This window comes from Nocardia sichangensis, from assembly GCF_047200615.1.
Classification (GTDB): domain Bacteria; phylum Actinomycetota; class Actinomycetes; order Mycobacteriales; family Mycobacteriaceae; genus Nocardia; species Nocardia sichangensis.
In genome coordinates, this window is the sequence record NZ_JBJZOK010000036.1 from 35,797 (window position 1) to 51,330 (window position 15,534).

The 15,534-nt window shown below is 66.6% G+C and carries 15 protein-coding genes and 1 pseudogene; 9 read left to right on the forward strand and 7 right to left on the reverse strand.

The features are described from left to right. Window positions 1–3 precede the first annotated feature (3 nt). Both ACL03I_RS34140 and ACL03I_RS34145 read right to left on the reverse strand, forming a co-directional pair. Window positions 4–506, reverse strand: a pseudogene (locus ACL03I_RS34140) (general stress protein). Window positions 507–1,073: 567 nt separating this feature from the next. After that, complete coding sequence (locus tag ACL03I_RS34145) at window positions 1,074–1,370, reverse strand: putative quinol monooxygenase (RefSeq protein ID WP_355078074.1); 297 nt, start codon at window positions 1,368–1,370, stop codon at window positions 1,074–1,076. Window positions 1,371–1,718: 348 nt separating this feature from the next. Between ACL03I_RS34145 and ACL03I_RS34150 the strand changes: the two genes are divergently transcribed. The 4 genes from ACL03I_RS34150 to ACL03I_RS34165 all read left to right on the forward strand — a co-directional run bounded on the left by ACL03I_RS34150 (window position 1,719) and on the right by ACL03I_RS34165 (window position 5,558). After that, complete coding sequence (locus ACL03I_RS34150; protein WP_412808016.1) at window positions 1,719–2,858, forward strand: glutathione-independent formaldehyde dehydrogenase; 1,140 nt, start codon at window positions 1,719–1,721, stop codon at window positions 2,856–2,858. 82 nt (window positions 2,859–2,940) lie between these two features. Then, the gene (locus ACL03I_RS34155) at window positions 2,941–3,354 is read left to right on the forward strand and encodes a GlcG/HbpS family heme-binding protein (protein WP_355078076.1); all 414 of its coding nucleotides are present in this window, start codon (window positions 2,941–2,943) and stop codon (window positions 3,352–3,354) included. Between the two features lie 111 nt (window positions 3,355–3,465). Continuing rightward, window positions 3,466–4,761 carry a DUF2254 domain-containing protein gene (locus ACL03I_RS34160; RefSeq protein ID WP_355078077.1) on the forward strand — a complete coding sequence of 432 codons (1,296 nt, stop codon included), beginning with the start codon at window positions 3,466–3,468 and terminating at the stop codon, window positions 4,759–4,761. 422 nt (window positions 4,762–5,183) lie between these two features. Continuing rightward, window positions 5,184–5,558 carry a MerR family transcriptional regulator gene (locus ACL03I_RS34165; protein ID WP_355078078.1) on the forward strand — a complete coding sequence of 125 codons (375 nt, stop codon included), beginning with the start codon at window positions 5,184–5,186 and terminating at the stop codon, window positions 5,556–5,558. Window positions 5,559–5,565: 7 nt separating this feature from the next. Here the strand turns inward: ACL03I_RS34165 and ACL03I_RS34170 are convergent, their stop codons facing one another. Then, window positions 5,566–5,973 (reverse strand): ATP-binding protein, encoded by a 408-nt coding sequence (locus ACL03I_RS34170; RefSeq protein ID WP_355078079.1) that lies wholly within the window; start codon window positions 5,971–5,973, stop codon window positions 5,566–5,568. Between the two features lie 490 nt (window positions 5,974–6,463). Between ACL03I_RS34170 and ACL03I_RS34175 the strand changes: the two genes are divergently transcribed. Continuing rightward, window positions 6,464–6,667: a cold-shock protein gene (locus tag ACL03I_RS34175; protein ID WP_067806012.1), complete on the forward strand. Its 204-nt coding sequence runs from the start codon at window positions 6,464–6,466 to the stop codon at window positions 6,665–6,667. 128 nt (window positions 6,668–6,795) lie between these two features. Here the strand turns inward: ACL03I_RS34175 and ACL03I_RS34180 are convergent, their stop codons facing one another. After that, window positions 6,796–7,089: a DUF1330 domain-containing protein gene (locus tag ACL03I_RS34180; protein WP_412808017.1), complete on the reverse strand. Its 294-nt coding sequence runs from the start codon at window positions 7,087–7,089 to the stop codon at window positions 6,796–6,798. 188 nt (window positions 7,090–7,277) lie between these two features. Here ACL03I_RS34180 and ACL03I_RS34185 point away from each other — a divergent pair, with 188 nt between their 5' ends. After that, window positions 7,278–8,180, forward strand: a complete 903-nt coding sequence (locus ACL03I_RS34185) for a LysR family transcriptional regulator (RefSeq protein ID WP_355078081.1) — start codon at window positions 7,278–7,280, stop codon at window positions 8,178–8,180. 35 nt (window positions 8,181–8,215) lie between these two features. Here the strand turns inward: ACL03I_RS34185 and ACL03I_RS34190 are convergent, their stop codons facing one another. Beyond that, window positions 8,216–8,413 carry a WXG100 family type VII secretion target gene (locus ACL03I_RS34190; RefSeq protein WP_412808018.1) on the reverse strand — a complete coding sequence of 66 codons (198 nt, stop codon included), beginning with the start codon at window positions 8,411–8,413 and terminating at the stop codon, window positions 8,216–8,218. A gap of 400 nt (window positions 8,414–8,813) precedes the next feature. Next, window positions 8,814–10,043 carry an alpha/beta fold hydrolase gene (locus tag ACL03I_RS34195; protein ID WP_412808019.1) on the reverse strand — a complete coding sequence of 410 codons (1,230 nt, stop codon included), beginning with the start codon at window positions 10,041–10,043 and terminating at the stop codon, window positions 8,814–8,816. Between the two features lie 181 nt (window positions 10,044–10,224). Between ACL03I_RS34195 and ACL03I_RS34200 the strand changes: the two genes are divergently transcribed. The 3 genes from ACL03I_RS34200 to ACL03I_RS34210 all read left to right on the forward strand — a co-directional run bounded on the left by ACL03I_RS34200 (window position 10,225) and on the right by ACL03I_RS34210 (window position 13,584). Continuing rightward, a complete protein-coding gene (locus ACL03I_RS34200; RefSeq protein ID WP_355078083.1) occupies window positions 10,225–10,785 on the forward strand; it encodes a TetR family transcriptional regulator in 561 nt (186 codons plus the stop codon). Between the two features lie 811 nt (window positions 10,786–11,596). Further along, window positions 11,597–12,976: a DEAD/DEAH box helicase gene (locus tag ACL03I_RS34205; protein ID WP_412808020.1), complete on the forward strand. Its 1,380-nt coding sequence runs from the start codon at window positions 11,597–11,599 to the stop codon at window positions 12,974–12,976. A 464-nt stretch (window positions 12,977–13,440) separates the two neighbouring features. Continuing rightward, window positions 13,441–13,584 (forward strand): excalibur calcium-binding domain-containing protein, encoded by a 144-nt coding sequence (locus ACL03I_RS34210; protein WP_412808029.1) that lies wholly within the window; start codon window positions 13,441–13,443, stop codon window positions 13,582–13,584. 328 nt (window positions 13,585–13,912) lie between these two features. Here the strand turns inward: ACL03I_RS34210 and ACL03I_RS34215 are convergent, their stop codons facing one another. Next, entirely contained in the window at window positions 13,913–15,319 is a 1,407-nt protein-coding gene (locus ACL03I_RS34215) for a selenium-binding protein SBP56-related protein (RefSeq protein ID WP_412808021.1), read from the reverse strand. Window positions 15,320–15,534: the final 215 nt, after the last annotated feature.

Genomic DNA, 15,534 nt, shown 5'->3' on the forward strand with positions numbered 1-15,534 from the left:
GACTCATTCCTTTCGATCGGTCCGGCCGGTGAGCAGGCGAACGGCTTCGTCCGTGACCTCGACGTCGGCAAGGACTTCGTAGTGACGTGGTTGTAATGACTGGATTGAGGTGAAGTCGCGCCGACCGCCCCGCAGCGCGTGCATGAATAGGCCGAGCAGGACGCCGACAACAGCGCCGAACACCAGGCCGTAGCAGGCGAGCACGAGGCCGGTGAGCAACGGCTGGACCCAGTCGAGTAATCCGAAGATCCAGCCGAACAGTGCGCCGTCAGCGCACCCGCGGCGGCGCCTCGCAGAGCGGCCCGGCCGTAGTTCAATCGGCCGACGACCTGCTCGACCAGCTCGATGTCGCGTCCGACGACGGCCAGTTCGTCGACTGTTGAATGCTGGTCGGAGAGGTAGTCGACGGCGCTTTCAGCGTCGGCGTAGTCGTCGAATGTTGCCATTACCTGGCGGGCAGGTTGGTTCAGACGTATCGGCGAGGTTCCGCGATCGGACTCTGACATCACGCCCCCTGGGCGTCGATGATTCGGTGTTCGCCGAGCCTGCGTGAACCAGTTCGGCGTCTGGCCGGTCGGTCAACCGCTTGAACTCACGGACGGCTCAACCGCTGAAAGTTCTTCATCCGCCTGTAGGCGTCGACAGAACGGGAGGCGGTCGCGTCCACACCCCGGCTGGGGCATAGGAGTGCCGGAACCCGCTCGAGGCGGCCGGTGCGCGCACTCCGGGCATCAGCCACTACTTCAGTGCTTCCACGAGTAGAACTCCGATACGAAAGATCGGGACTGCTGAGCGGTGTGACAAGGTCCCAGCAGGTCGAAAGTAGGAAGCCAACTACGCCACACAGTGTAGCCACGGGAGCACCGGGAGTCACGGCTCCGTGCCCGCTCGCGCCAGGAACAGCGGTCACCTGCGCGAGGACTTCACCGACGAGGCATCGTCATCTGTTGCGCTCACCTCGTCGTTGCGCACCGAGAATCCGACAGGTTCGGCGGACTCGCGTACCAAAGTTCGCGGTCAGGTGGGTGACGCGGTTCTGTCGAGCTTGCGGGGGGCTGTTTCCAGTCGGTGGTTCAGAGCTTGTTGGCGAGCACGTCGAGGTTGCTGATTTCGGGCGGCGCGGCGAAGAGTTCGTCGGCGCGTTCGCCGAGGGCCTTGCCGACCGGCCCATTGAGATGTGTTTCGCGGGCGGCCTGGTCTGGGAATGCGTCGATGATGCCGAACGTCGAAGGGCCGAACCGTACCGCGAGCCAGGGCTTCGTGCCGGGCTCCTGCTCGACGAGTGGCAGCGCCGATCGGAGGAATTCCACGACCGCGTTTTCCTTGCCGGGTTTGGCTTCGAGTCGGACCAGCAGCGCCTTGGTGGCCATGGCGGGTCTCCTGTTCGAGGTGGTGGACATGATCCAGCATCACATCATCGACCGGTGAAGAGAAGGAGCCGAGCCCACAAATCAATGAGACCGATCTCGACCCCCCTAGCGATCGCGGAGCCGAAAGAGGAGACTCCAGGGTGGAGAACGCGACGCCTGGAATGCACCCACTGCTTGTTGTTCATGACGCGAAACATGGTGGTGTGCCTTAGTTTTGGTGTGTTCTTCCGTTGCGTGCGCTGTCGCCTCGGCTGCTCTAGCAGAACGGTTCGTTCGTCTGTCGCGCACACGTAACCGCCTGTGGCCGCCGGGCGTCGACCGGAAACGCCGCATGTCAGGAGTATCGAGATGAAAGCGCTTGTGTACGACGGACCCCGTGAGGTTCATGTGAAGGATGTGCCCGATGCGAGGATCGAGCAGCCAACCGATGTGCTGGTAAAGATCACCAGCACCAACATTTGCGGGTCGGATCTACACATGTATGAGGGCCGCACCGATCTGGAGCCCGGGATGGTCCTCGGTCACGAGAACCTGGGGATCGTCGCCGAGGTGGGCAATGCGGTGGTAAAGGTCACCTCCGGGGACCGGGTGTGCCTGCCGTTCAACATTGGTTGCGGTTTCTGCCGAAACTGCGAGGAAGGGTTGACCGCGTTCTGCCTGACGGTGCATCCGGATCCGAAGATGGCGGGCGCCGCGTATGGTTTCGCCGGGATGGGACCGTTCTGGGGCGGACAGGCCGAGTATTTGCGGGTGCCGTTCGGCGACTTCAACTGTCTGCGGCTGCCTGAGGATGCTCAGGACAAAGAAAACGACTATGTGATGCTGGCGGACATTTTCCCGACCGGTTGGCACTGCACCCGTCTGGCCGATATGCAGCCCGGCGATTCGATGGTGGTCTACGGGGCCGGCCCTGTGGGCTTGATGGCGGCATATTCGGCGAGGATCCAGGGCGCGAGCAAGGTGATGATAGTGGACCGGCATCCAGACCGGTTGCGCCTGGCCGAGCAGATCGGCGTCATACCGATCGACGACTCGAAGGGCGACCCGGTCGAGCAGGTGCTGGAGCAGACCAACGGGCACGGCGCCGACAAGGGTTGTGAGTGCGTCGGCTATCAGGCCCATGACCCGCAGGGAAATGAGGATTCGGCGATGACCATGAACCGGCTGGTCGATTCGGTGCGGTTCACCGGGCACATCGGCGTGGTGGGCATCTTCTTGCCACAAGACCCCGACGCGCCCGACAAGCTGGAGAAGAAGGGCAAGATCGCCTTCGACATGGGCAAGTTCTGGTTCAAGGGTCAAAAGGCCGGAACCGGACAGGCCAACGTCAAGCACTACAACCGCCAGCTTCGTGACCTGATCCATGAAGGCCGGGCCAAACCGTCGTGGATCGTCTCTCACGAGCTCCCGCTGGCTGAGGCCGAGTCCGGCTACCAGCATTTCGATGCCCGCGACGACGGATGGACCAAAGTCGTAATGCATCCGTGAGGCGGCCCCGGACCGAGAGGAGCGCAACGATGGCAAATGCACTGCAGCGCAAGCAGATCGCGAAGACCGGGACAGGTGCGTCATGACAATGAACCAGACCTCGGTATCCCTCGACGATGCACAGCGGGTGATTGCCGCCGGGCAGGCCAAAGCCGCCGAGATCGAGTCGCCGTCGAATATTGCGGTGGTCGATGCCGGAGGCAACCTCGTAGCCCATGTGCGGATGGACGGCGCATGGATCGCCAGCATCGACATCTCGATCAACAAGGCATTCACCGCCCGAGCGCTGGACATCTCGACCGAGGACCTCGCGGCCGACGCGGGTCCGGGCAAGCAGTTCTACGGGATACATACCTCCAACGGTGGGCGCATCATGATCTTCGCCGGCGGTGTGCCGCTGCGGCGCAACGGCCAAGTCGTCGGGGCGGTCGGCGTCAGCGGCGGCACCGGAGAGCAGGACAAGGCTGTCTCCGAGGCAGCCGCAACGGCGATGTGAGCAAGGGAACTACGTCGACACGGCGCCGTCGCGGACAGCCTGACAAAGCGGCCCCGCTGCCCGCCGGCCGCACCGCGATTTTCGGCCACGGCCGGAAGAGAAAGGCGTTTGATGGTGTGCCTGCGGTTCCGTCATCGGCTGCGGTCCAGCCTGTGGATCACGCCGTTGCTATGCGTGCTGGCCTCGATCGGGCTCTCGTTCGTGACCGTGGCGATCGATCGGCAGTTCGGCGATCGGCTGATCCCGGTGACGATCACGGGCTCGGCGGACGCGGTGTCCAACATCCTCAGCACCATCGCCGCCGCGATGGTCACCCTGACCACGCTCGTACTCACGGTGACGACGGTGGCCGTCCAGCTCGCGATGGGCCAGTTCTCGCCGCGCATCGTGCGGGCGTTGCTCCAGGACCGCAGCAGCCAGCTGGCCTACGGGCTGTTCGCCTCGACGTTCATCTTCGCGATCCTCGCGATCCGCGAGGTCAACGCCGTGGGCGAGGGTACGGTGCCAGGCCTGACCGTGTCGGTGGCCTACCTGCTGATGCTGGCCAGCATCGCCACGTTGTTCCTCTACATCCACCATTCGGGAAACGCGCTGCGCGCCTCTGGCCTGATCGACCTGGTCGGCGATCATCTGCACGAGCAGCTGAACCGCAAGTACCCAGCGAAGGGGCCGCCGCCCGCCCAGCCTGATGTCGTGGTCTCGCCCGAACCGGGGCTCGTTATCGACCTGGATCGTCCCGCGCTGGTCGCAGCAGCGTCCGAGGCCGGCTGCGTGGTGGAGATGGTCCCCCTCATGGGCGACTTCGTACCAGCAGGCGCGCCGCTGTTCCGCGTGCACGGCGACCCCGTCCGTCTCGACCACGCCCGTGTCGCAGGCCTCGTCGTCCTCGCCGCGGAGCGGACCCACGGCGATGACCCGGCGTACGGCTTCCGCAAGCTGGTCGACATTGCCGAGCGTGGTCTGGCCCAACCGTTCACCGACCCGACCACCGCCGTGATGGTGATCGACCGCCTGCACGACTGCCTGCGGCAGCTCGCCAACCGCGACTTCCCCTCCGGTCGGCACCACGACGCCGGCGGCGAGGTTCGGCTCATCGAGCGAACGCTCAGCTGGGCGGGCTACGTCCGGCTCGCGTTCGACGAGCTCTGCCTCGCCGGAGCCGCCTCCCCCCAGGCATCGCGCCGGTTACGCGCCGCACTGGAAGACCTCCTGACGGTCGCACCACCCGAGCGGCACCCACCGCTCGAGCGACAACTGGACGTGCTCGTCGCCGCCGTACACCGCAGTTACGACGACCAGCGCGACCGCCGTGCGGCGCTGGTCGCCGATCAGCAGGGCATCGGTTCGGGCGCCGACCTCGCAGCGGAGTCCGAGGCGGCGACCAAGCGCGCCGGCGCGGGAACATGATCGACAGGATGTACGGCGTGCAGAAAACCCCTACCCGTGACGCAGAAAAATCTGTATCGCAGGGTGTAGACATTCGGGAGGGCGGGGTGTACCTTATCTTTCGTTGGAGATGAGATGTCTGGTTGGCCGGGCAGGTGAACTGCACCGGAAGCAAGATCCACATCCCCTCCGGCGGAGAAGAGAATCCGGTGCAGTCGGCCGGACCGCCGGAGGGGATGACGAACTTTCGCAGACAGGTCCGGCAACTCAGGAGGTGGTGACTGAACAGCTCTTCCCAGATTCCGCGTCCCGGGCTGTTGCCGGGCGTGGTTCCCGCGGTCGGCTCTACCGCCCGACCGGCGGGATCGACGTGAAAACCCCCTCGATCCCAGGCCCCGGCGCACCACGCGCCGGGGCCTGACGACGTTGACCCCAGAGGTGTTGTGCAGCAATCGAACGACCCCACCGACCCGACCGACCCGACCGACGCTTCCAGTGCCGCCGACCGGCTGGATGACGAGGACTACCCCGCCTACAGCATGGGTAGGGCCGCGGAAGTCCTCGGCGTCACCCCCGCCTTCCTGCGCGGCCTGGACGCCGCCGACCTGCTGACACCGCAGCGTTCACCGGGCGGGCACCGCCGCTACTCCCGCTCCCAGTTGCGGATCGCCGCGCGGGTCCGCGCGCTGGTCGATGCGGGCACACCGCTAGAGGCAGCGTGTCGCATCACCGTCCTCGAAGACCAACTCGCCCAAGCCCACGAGCTCAACGCCGAACTCACCCGGCAAAAACCGCCCGCGCCGGACCACGGCAGCTGAGCTCCGATCAGCCGGGGCCGCGGGTGCCGAGTTCGGCCCACACCGTCTTGCCGCCGCCGTGGTAGTCCACACCCCAGCAGGTGGCCAGCTGATCGACCAGGATCAACCCGCGCCCACCCGTGTGATCCGGTCGGCGGATCCGCGCAGGCACGGGCGAAGCATCGTCGACCTCCACACGCAACCAGCCGCCGTGGTCGGCCACCATCAACCGGCAACCACGCGGGGCGCGGGCATGCACGACAGCGTTGCCGGCCAACTCGTCACACACCTGCACCGCGTCCTCGACCCCGATACCGGCGAGCGGGGCGAGCAGGCGCCGCACCGCAGCCCGCAGCTGCCCCAACGACACAACCTCGAGATCCCACTCGACAACAGCGCCTTTGGCGCGCGCCTGATCCAGTGTCGAAATTCCCACCCTGCACCCCTCCTTCCGCTCGCTCAGTACCGGCCTCTACGCGGACAGCATTACATCGGCGACATACCCTCACCACACCCCGGCGAAAACACCGCATCCACGCTCACTGCGGACCGCGTGAGGTGTTGAGAATCGTTCGGTTCTCCGGTACCCCGCATCGATCGGGAGTGCAGAGCACGGCCTGGTCCCGCCAGCCCGCCGCACACCCGGCGTGACCGGCTGCGGTCCCGCGGTCCACATCCGAGGACAAGTCCCGCTTCGCGGGGTTGCCGAGCGGGGCGAATACCCGCACGGGTCGGCGCCGGGACGGGAATCGTCTGCGGCGGTCGGTCTCGGCGTGACGTTCAGCCGTCCGCAGCCCGTAGGCCCGGCCCTGCGATCACTGCGTGAGGCGAGCGAGCGGCGACGGTTGTGGCATAGTGAGAGGTTGAGTACGGGCTTTTCACCAAGAATTTGCTCGGCTCACTACAGAAAAGAAGTTGTTTACAGCATGGCTCAAGGCAGTGTGAAGTGGTTCAACGGTGAAAAAGGCTTCGGCTTCATCGCTCAGGACGGAGGCGGCCCGGACGTCTTCGTGCATTACTCGGCCGTGAGCGGCTCGGGTTACAAATCCCTCGACGAGGGTCAGCGTGTCGAGTTCTCGGTGGAACAGGGCCAGAAGGGTCCTCAAGCCCAGGACGTCCGCGCCATCTGATTCCGCGCGCTCGCGTTTGTTTGTGAAGAGCTTCGCACCGAGGTCGGTGCGAAGCTCTTTTCGTTGAACCTCGTTCAGCACCGTGTTTGTACAGGTGACGGATGCTCAGCGATGGCTGGGCCCGCCGGTCAGTCGATGCCTTCGATGATGCGGAAGTCGCGCTCGACGCCGTCGGGTAGGGCCACCAGCGCCTTCTGGTATGCCTCGCTCTCGTATGCCGCGACGGCCTGTTCAAAGCTGTCGAACTCGATCAGAACTACGCGTTGCGTGATTCCGGCCTCGTGGGCGACGACTCGACCGCTACGGGACAGGACGCGCCCGCCCCCAGCCTGGACAGCCGGACGGGCCAGCTTGTTGTATGCAGTCAGCCTCTCAGGGTCGGAAATGGCGGGGTAGACGCTGACCCAGTAGCCCTTAGCCATGGAAACCTCCTGTGTTCGGCCGGACACGTCCGACTTCGAATCGATATTCAGATCGATCGATCCCGGCGACGGGTACTGCGGTCAGCCGAATCGTCATATGCGCAGGTTAGGGCTTGATGCGCCGTCGAGGGAAAGACCGGTACGCGATAGACTCAGAACGGATCGTTATCAATCGGCAGGGAGGGCATGTGGCGCCGGATACGGTGAGCCTGCGGTACTTTCTGGTGCTGGCGCAGGAGTTGAACTTCACCCGCGCGGCCACACGGATCGGGATCGCACAGCCCGCACTCAGCGCCCGGATGCGCCGATTGGAGGCGGAACTCGGTACTGCCCTGCTGGTTCGCAACACGCGTAGCGTCGTATTGACCACGGCCGGTGCGGCTTTGGCGGAGTCCGCGCCGCCCGCGCTGGCGGCACTGGACCGGGCATGGGACATCGCCCGGAATGCGGGGGCCGGTGAACTGGGCACGCTCCGCATCGGATACAGCCTCAGCGCGGGAGCCGAGACGGCACCGGCCCTGGTGGACAGGCTCATTCGCAGCAGCCCGGGACTCGAGGTCGGCGCGGTCCCGATGGCGACACCGGAGATCTCTCCCGCGGTCGCCGACGGCCGCATCGATGCGGGGATCACCCGCGGTGAACAGCCGGGTCGTGGCGTGCGCCGGTTCCTGCTGCGGCGTGTGCGCGTCGGGGTCCAATTGGCACAGCATCATCCGCTGGCCGAACATCCGGAGATCGAGATCGCCGATGCGGCCGTGTATCCGCTGCGACTCCCCGACCGTGCGGCCAATCCCGTGATCCACGATCAGCTGTCCGCACTTTTCCGCGAGATCCGGCCGACCACCCGATTCCACACGCTCGCAGTCTCTTTCGACATGTCTCAGCGCGACCTACGCGACGGGCTCACCCTCGCCCCGGCCGGAGAAACCGCGGTCACGGCACAACCAGCCGGTCTCACCTGGCGACCGCTGCGGGGCGCGCCCAGCCTGACGCTCCACCTGGTCCTCCCACGCGAGCAGTCGCCGCTACACCGCCGCATCCGTGCCGTCGCCAAAACCCTGGCGCACGAGCTGAACTGGCTGCCGAACTGACGCGCACCAGGTCACGCAGAGCGCGTCCCATGCCTTCACCGCGCCGTCCTGTCATCCCACCCCTCGCGATAAGCATCGGCGGCACTCCCCTTCCAGGTATCGAACAACGCCTGAACCTCACGATCCAATGCCACCGATCCCGATCTCAGCTGCTGCGCCATGTCAAGGGCATGCCTGCCGACCGCCGTCACCGCGTCAGGAACGACATTCAGCGGTTGATTGTCTGTCGCCATGCTCTCTCGTCCCCGGCCCCAGACCATCGCCCTGACCCCACCCGCCCTTCCCGGCGCTCACCAGGTCTGGGCCTGATCGAACTGGCGCCATCGACGCGGCACCAAGCTCGTCTATCGCACTACCGGCGGCAAACCGGCTCGCAGAAAGCTGCCTCGGAGCTGCCGACGGCACGGGAACGGAATGACACTGCAGTCACGCCGCGCGCTGATCCGAGCCGAAGAGGTCGGCCATATGCTCGAGGCGCGATTTCAGCTGGAGGAGAGCCGGTTTCGGCGAACAGTCGGCGAGGCACCAGCGTGCGCCTCTCAGCAGGGTTGCCGGCGCCGCCCGGCGCGCCGCGGCGCCGTCGAGGACGGAATCTCGCCGAGTACCCAGACGGCTTCGAGCGGCCGGTTGGGCTCACTCGACGCTCGCTCGAGCGAGCGCTTCATCGGCAAGCGCTACCGCCGCCTCGACCGGCGCGTACACGGCCAGCGCGGCGACGAGGTCACGGATACCGCTGCGAATGGACGATGCCAGCCGGGCGTGACGGGCGACGTCGAGCTCGTTTGCGATGGTCAGGACGGCGAAATCACGGAGTTCCGTTCCTCCGATCGTCTTCGAGCCGCCGCTGAATCTGTCGGTCACGGGCAAGGGCCGTCGGCCGAGCTCGCGGTAGGTGCGCGAGCGATCGCATGCGCCGTAGAGGTATACCAGCGCCGCCGCGTCGGGGCCGATGACGTGCTCCAGCCGCTGGCGATCCGTGATCGGCAGCAGGGCATGCGGCAACCCATCGGTGCCGTATGACGCGTGGCAGATCGACGCCAGCCGGGTTCGTGGCGCTGAGTTCCATTCGACCGTGAGGGCGTGCACCCGGCGAAGGTGCTCGAACAGGGTCCCGCCTGGGTGATCGATCTGCTCGGCGCCGAGCGTGCGCTGTAGCTCGAACGCGCGGCGGACGACGTCGTCGGTCCCGAGCCACTTGGTGGCGTGCGCCGAAACGATGCGCGCGAGTTCCGCAGGGGCGTCGCGAGCGACGAGGTGCCCGGCGTCCGGTACGCGGGTAACGGTGACACGCCGGTTGATCATGCGGAGCCGGTCCACGTCGGCGTCGCCGAGCGGAGACCGTGGTCCTCCCCGCACGAGCAGGATGGGCAGGTCCGATGCCGCGATGATCGCGTGGAGTTCGGAGCGGGACGCGAGAATGTCGTCGACGAGCTCGGTATCGCGGGCGAGGAGTCCGTGGTCGTCGAGCCAGCGCCGGGCGCGATCCGCATCGATATCGGGGACGACGTCCACGAGCACGAGGCCGGCGACACGCTGCGCGACGGACGACTCCGCGAGGGCGGCGACGGCGGCCAACCCTCCGAGGGAGGCGCCCACCACGACGATCGGCGCCGGTTCGCGAACCACCATCTCGATCACGTCGTCGGCGATCACCCGCAATGCGGTCGCCCGCCCGGAGCTCTCGCCGTGCCCGCGCAGATCGAAGGCCACCGTCCGCAGTCCGCACTCGGTCATCCCCTCCGTGACCGGCGCCCAGACGTCGCGACGCTCTCGGCCCGCGTGAAGCAGCAGGACCGTGGGGCCCGCGCCGGTCACCGTGGCTCGAAGTGTGACGTCGGGCAGCGTGAGGGTCATGTCTGTCATCGCCGATTCACCTCCGTGCCGAATCTCCTTCTCAACACCATGATTTCGACCATCGACATACCTTCTCCGATTTACCTTGAGCAGTCGAGGTAACGATACGCAGTGAAACCTTGGCTAGTCAAGGTACGATTCCGGGGTGAGCAATTCGAGAACGCGCAGACCACCGGACGAAGCCCGTCGGTTGATCCTCGATGCCGCGGCTTCGCTCCTGGCCGAGGGAGGCGTCGCCGCCGTACAGGTGCGCGCAGTGGCAGCGCGGGTCGGCATGACCGACGCCGGCGTCTCCCACCACTTCGGCAATCGCGACAAGCTGCTCGCCGAACTCCTTCGCCATGGTGGACGTCGGCTTCGAGCCGCGCTCCATGACGTCATCGCCGCATGGCTGGAGCATGGCACCGATGTCCTCGAGCTCGTCGAGTCGCTCGAGTCCGTGTATCGGGGCGGCTACGGCGAACTCGCGGTGGCGCTGCACGCGGCGGGTTGGCGCGACCGCGGTGGCGGCATGCTCGACCCGGTCGTCGACGCCCTGCATCGGAGTCGGCCTCCCGGAAGTTCCCTCGACGAGACACGGCTCGCGGTCGCCGCCCTCCACCAGGCGATGGCAACCGAGCCCCTCTACGGGGTCGATTTCCGTCGGAGCGCCGGCCTCACCGGCGCGGCAGCGCAAGACTCGACCGCTCACCTGCGCTGGTGGGCTAGCCAGCTTCAACGCGCGCTCGACATCGAACCAGCGCGCCATTGACCCGAGCGGCGGTCAACACCCTCGGCATCAGCAGTGCACTCCGATTCCGGTGTTCTCGCGTGATGACCAGCGGCGAAAAGCCATTCGCGACGAACACACACCGCACGCGGGCGCGATAAGCGGATCAGCGCCGTGCCCGATGCGGTAAAGATCGAACCCTCAGTGTGTGGCACAGATAGTCATGCGCCGGACATCCAGTCGAGGATCGCCCGCACGGCCGCACGAGCAGCGGCCGGGTCGGAGGCCGCCAGCGCCACGGCCCCCTCTTCCGGAGTTCGGCGCATTCGGACGTGAGTGTCGACTGTTTGGCCCGGCGGTCAGTGGGGTGGGTTTGCCGCTCGATCAGTCGCAGGGCTTCGAGTTTGTCGATGATGACGGTGGCGTTGGACGGTCCGCGAAGTGGCCACCACCTTGTCCGGTTCCGGAGGAGACGCAAGCTTGCCGGAAGCCTTGTCGAGGAAGATCTGCTCGCACCTGGCGACGGTAAGCGCGTCATGCGGGCCTCGGGAGCTGATCGCGGGTGGAGATTTCGAACACGAGCCTGGCGACCCAGCCCTGGCCAGAAGCGAGAAACCTCACCCGATGAGTACGAACCGCCCATCACAGGCTATTGTTGATCAAGTGCGTGACATGTCACGCCAAGCGTCGTAGATCGCATTCGCTTCGCAACCAGCGCTTGCCGCATCCGCTCTTCTTACGGCGATCGATTTTGCCCATCGGCAATCTCGCCACTTCGTGCCCCCGGCGCGGACCCCGAAGGTCCACAGACGGCTCGGGCACCACCTGATGTCCGAAAGGCACCGCAACATCTATGAGTTCTGCTGACATCTCTTTCGCCGCGCTCGGTGTGAGCGCACCGCTGGTGAAGGCGTTGACTCGCGCCGGGATCACCGAACCTTTTCCGATCCAGACCGACACCCTGCCCGATTCGCTGGCCGGACGCGATGTGCTGGGCCGTGGCCGGACCGGCAGCGGCAAGACGCTCGCCTTCGCCATCCCGATGGTCGACCGTCTCGGCCGCGGTCTCGCCGGTAGGCGCGCACCGAGCCGCCCGACCGGCCTGGTGCTGGCGCCGACTCGGGAATTGGCCACCCAGATCACGGCCGCGCTGGAACCCCTCGCCGCGGCCTATCGCATGACAGTCACCACGATTTTCGGTGGGGTCCCGCAGAACCGGCAGGTCCGGGCGCTGCGCGCCGGTGTCGACATCGTCGTCGCCTGCCCCGGCCGGCTCGAGGATCTGATGAACCAACGTCTGATCTCCCTGGACGCCGTCGAGGTCACCGTGATCGACGAGGCCGACCACATGGCCGACCTCGGGTTCCTGCCAGGCGTGACCCGCATTCTCGCGGCCACCCCGAACGACGGTCAGCGCCTGCTGTTCTCGGCCACCCTGGATAACGGCGTCAACAAGCTGGTCAGCCGCTTCCTGCCGGATGCCGAGCTGCATTCCGTCGATGAGGCGAACTCCCCGGTAGCCGCCATGACCCATCACGTTTTCGAAACCGCGAGCGTCGAAGCCAAGCGTGAGGTCGTACACCGGCTCGCCTCGGGCTCGGGTCGGCGAATCCTGTTCATGCGCACCAAGCATCAGGCTCGCAAGCTGGCCAAGCAGCTGACCCTCGCCGGAATCCCGGCCGTCGATCTGCACGGCAATCTCTCGCAGGGCGCCCGCGACCGCAACCTCGCGGTCTTCGCCGCCGGTGATGCCCTGGTGCTGGTGGCGACCGATGTGGCCGCGCGCGGCGTGCACGTCGACGGTGTGGAACTTGTCGTGCACGTTGATCCGCCCGCCGAACACAAGGCGTACCTGCACCGTTCGGGCCGTACCGCGCGGGCAGGCAACTCCGGTGAAGTGATCACCCTGGTGCTGCCCGGCGAACGACGCGACCTGGCCGACCTCATGCGCAAGGCCAAGATCACTGTGACCCCGCAACGAGTCACCGCCGATTCGCCCGTGGTGGCCGAGCTCGTCGGCACGGTCGCCCCATTCGTCGCGCCCTCCTACAGCGACCGGGCGGCACGGGAAGACGACCGCCGCAGCGGCAGCGGAGCGCACCGTAGCGGTGGCGGTCCGCGCAGGGGCAGCGGCGGACCGCGCCAAGGCCGCGGCCGTCGCAACGGCAGTGCGGCGCAAGGTCAGTCGCGCGCCAAGCCGCGCGCTCATTCCGCGCGCGGAACGGTCGCATAGGGCCCATTTTGGTCGCTCCCCCAGGCAAGCCCCTGCCGAGATCGCCGCGTCGCTGAGCATCGCCAGCGGATTGCCGGGCATCGAATGCTGGTGTACATGGCTGATGACGCCGGTACTGGCGGGCAACCCATCGAGCGCGAGGCAGTCGCGCCTGATGGGTTGCCGTGCGATTGCGCGGCCGCGGAATCTGCAGGCGTGGCCAAGAGGGTTGGGACACGAGACCGATCCAACCCTCCCCTCCGATTCCACGCGAAGCTGGATTGGCCGGACATCACCGACAGAGACGGACACTGACCGTCCGCGCCCAGCTCCGCGCGAAGTGAGGACCAACCCGTCTCCAGCACAGCGACTTCCGAGGTGCCAGACGTGCGGTCTCATCGTCGGGACTGGTAGATGGCTCAGAGGCAACCGCGCCTGCCCCGCCCGCGGCAGTGGTACCGACACCTCCGGCGCCGGCCGTGCCGGTGCCACCGCGACCGGCAGCTCCCAGCGTCTACTACTCCAACTGCGCCGCCGCCAAGGCCGCGGGCGCCGCGCCGCTACGGCGGGGAGAACCCGGCTACAGATCAGAGCTGGACCGCGATAAGGACGGCATCGCCTGCGAATAGGACAAACCGACGCTGTTCGTGCCGGCGCGGCAGAGGATGGCTCTTGATAATCCGGCTCGAGACCACAGGCGGCAGAACAGAACAACCACGTCGACTTCGCGTTGCTGACCACCCAGAAGCAGCCCGGCCGAGCATGCCAACCGACACGACGATCCTCCCGCTACACCGACGAGGCTGCTGAGTTCAAACCCCAAGGCGCCTGGGGCTTTCGGCGAGCACCTCTGGGGACGATCTCCTAGCGCCAACAGCGTGTCCGAGGTTGAACGTGTGGGACACTTCGCCGACCGGGCATACGCGGTGGAGATCCAGGGGTCCCCGCTCGACCCGACTACTGGTAGCAGTAGGAGTCGGAGGAGGCGTCGCCGCCCTGGAGGCGCACCTGGTGCACCCGCAGACCTCGAAAGTCCTCGTCGTGCGGGAAGAACGACTCGTCGATGGTCATTCCGCCGTCGGGACCGATGCGCATCACGGCCATCCAGGCGCCAACCCCATCCGGGTAGAACTGGTCGTCCCATGCGCCATAGAGCGAGTTGGTGAGGTAGACCCGCTGACCGTTACGGCTGATCTCGACCATCTGGGGGCCGCCGGCAAGCGGCTGGTTCGGCGCGGCCGGGTGGGCGGTGCGGCCCACGATCCCGCCGAGCCGGACCGACCCGGTCTCTTTCGGGTCAGCCGGATCGCGCACGTCGAACTGTTTCAGCTCCCCGGTACCCCAGCACGAGACGTAGAGGTATGCGTCGTCGACCGACAGGTCGATGTCGGTGACCAGCGGCGGCACCGCGCCGAAGGGTTTCAGTGCCGGCGGCAGCAGGTCGGGATCGGCCGGCTCGGCCGGGATGGTGATCACCTTGTCGACCGCCCACACGCCGCTATCGCGGTGCCAACGCCACACGGAGGCCGACAGATCCTCGGTCGAGATCACCACGCCGACGAACCCCCAAGCGGCGTCCGGATCGTGCGACGGGCGCAGCTCGAGTGCCATCTGGTATCGCTCGCCGAGATCGATCCGCTGCTGGTGCCGACCGGCGCTGAGGTCCCAGAAGTGGATCGCGTGGCCGTACTTGTTGGCCAGCAGCAGCTCCGGGTTCAGCCCGTCCTCGATCATGGCCGGGGTGCCCCACTCGCTGCTGATCAGCGTGTTCTGGTTGAGATGCCACCAGGCGTCGTACGCCAGGTATTGCGGCCCACGGTCGGTCTCCCATTGCCGCAGCACATCGAACGTGCCGTGATCGAGCAGCGCGATCCCGCCCGGCCCGTCCGATCCGTCCGCCCCGCCGAGGCAGGTCATGAACACACCGTCCGGCCCGCAGTGCAGCGTGTGTGGACGGGAGTAGCCGGCCTTGGCCGCGAGCTCGGAGCTGTCCACGATCTTGGACAGGGTGGGCTGGCGTGGGTCGGGCTGGGTGTCGAACACGTACAGGCGCGACGAGCGCAGACCCGGCACGATCAGGTAGCGCCGCGCCAGTCCCTCAATCTGGTGGCCCTCGTGCTTCAGCGCGCTGCTGCAGGCGTTCCAACCGAAATGGTGCAGCTCGTTGCCCAGGTGGGGTACCTCGGTCCAGCCCACCACCCGGCCGTAGGTAGCCGAGCCCGGATCCACATCGATTACTGACAGCGCATCTGGTTTCTGTGCCGCGCGGTCGAACGCAACAACGTATGCGAGCCGCTCCGGTGGCGCGGCCGCCGCCTCCGCTGCGCTCCGATAGAAGGTCGGGTCCAATTCTGAGTGATTCATTTCCAGCCTCCTTTATGTCGATAGGCGGAGACCCACGCACCTCGCCCGATCTGGCGGTTCCGAGGCGAGCGCGACCCGTGTGGTCGCGTGCCGTATGGCGCGGGCAGGCAATAACAGTCTCGGCCTATCGACGCAGATCCACCAGCTACCGCCGGCGCGGCGGCAGAGTGCGCGGTAGGGCGCAGTTCCGTCGAAGAGCGTCAGCCGGAGAATCT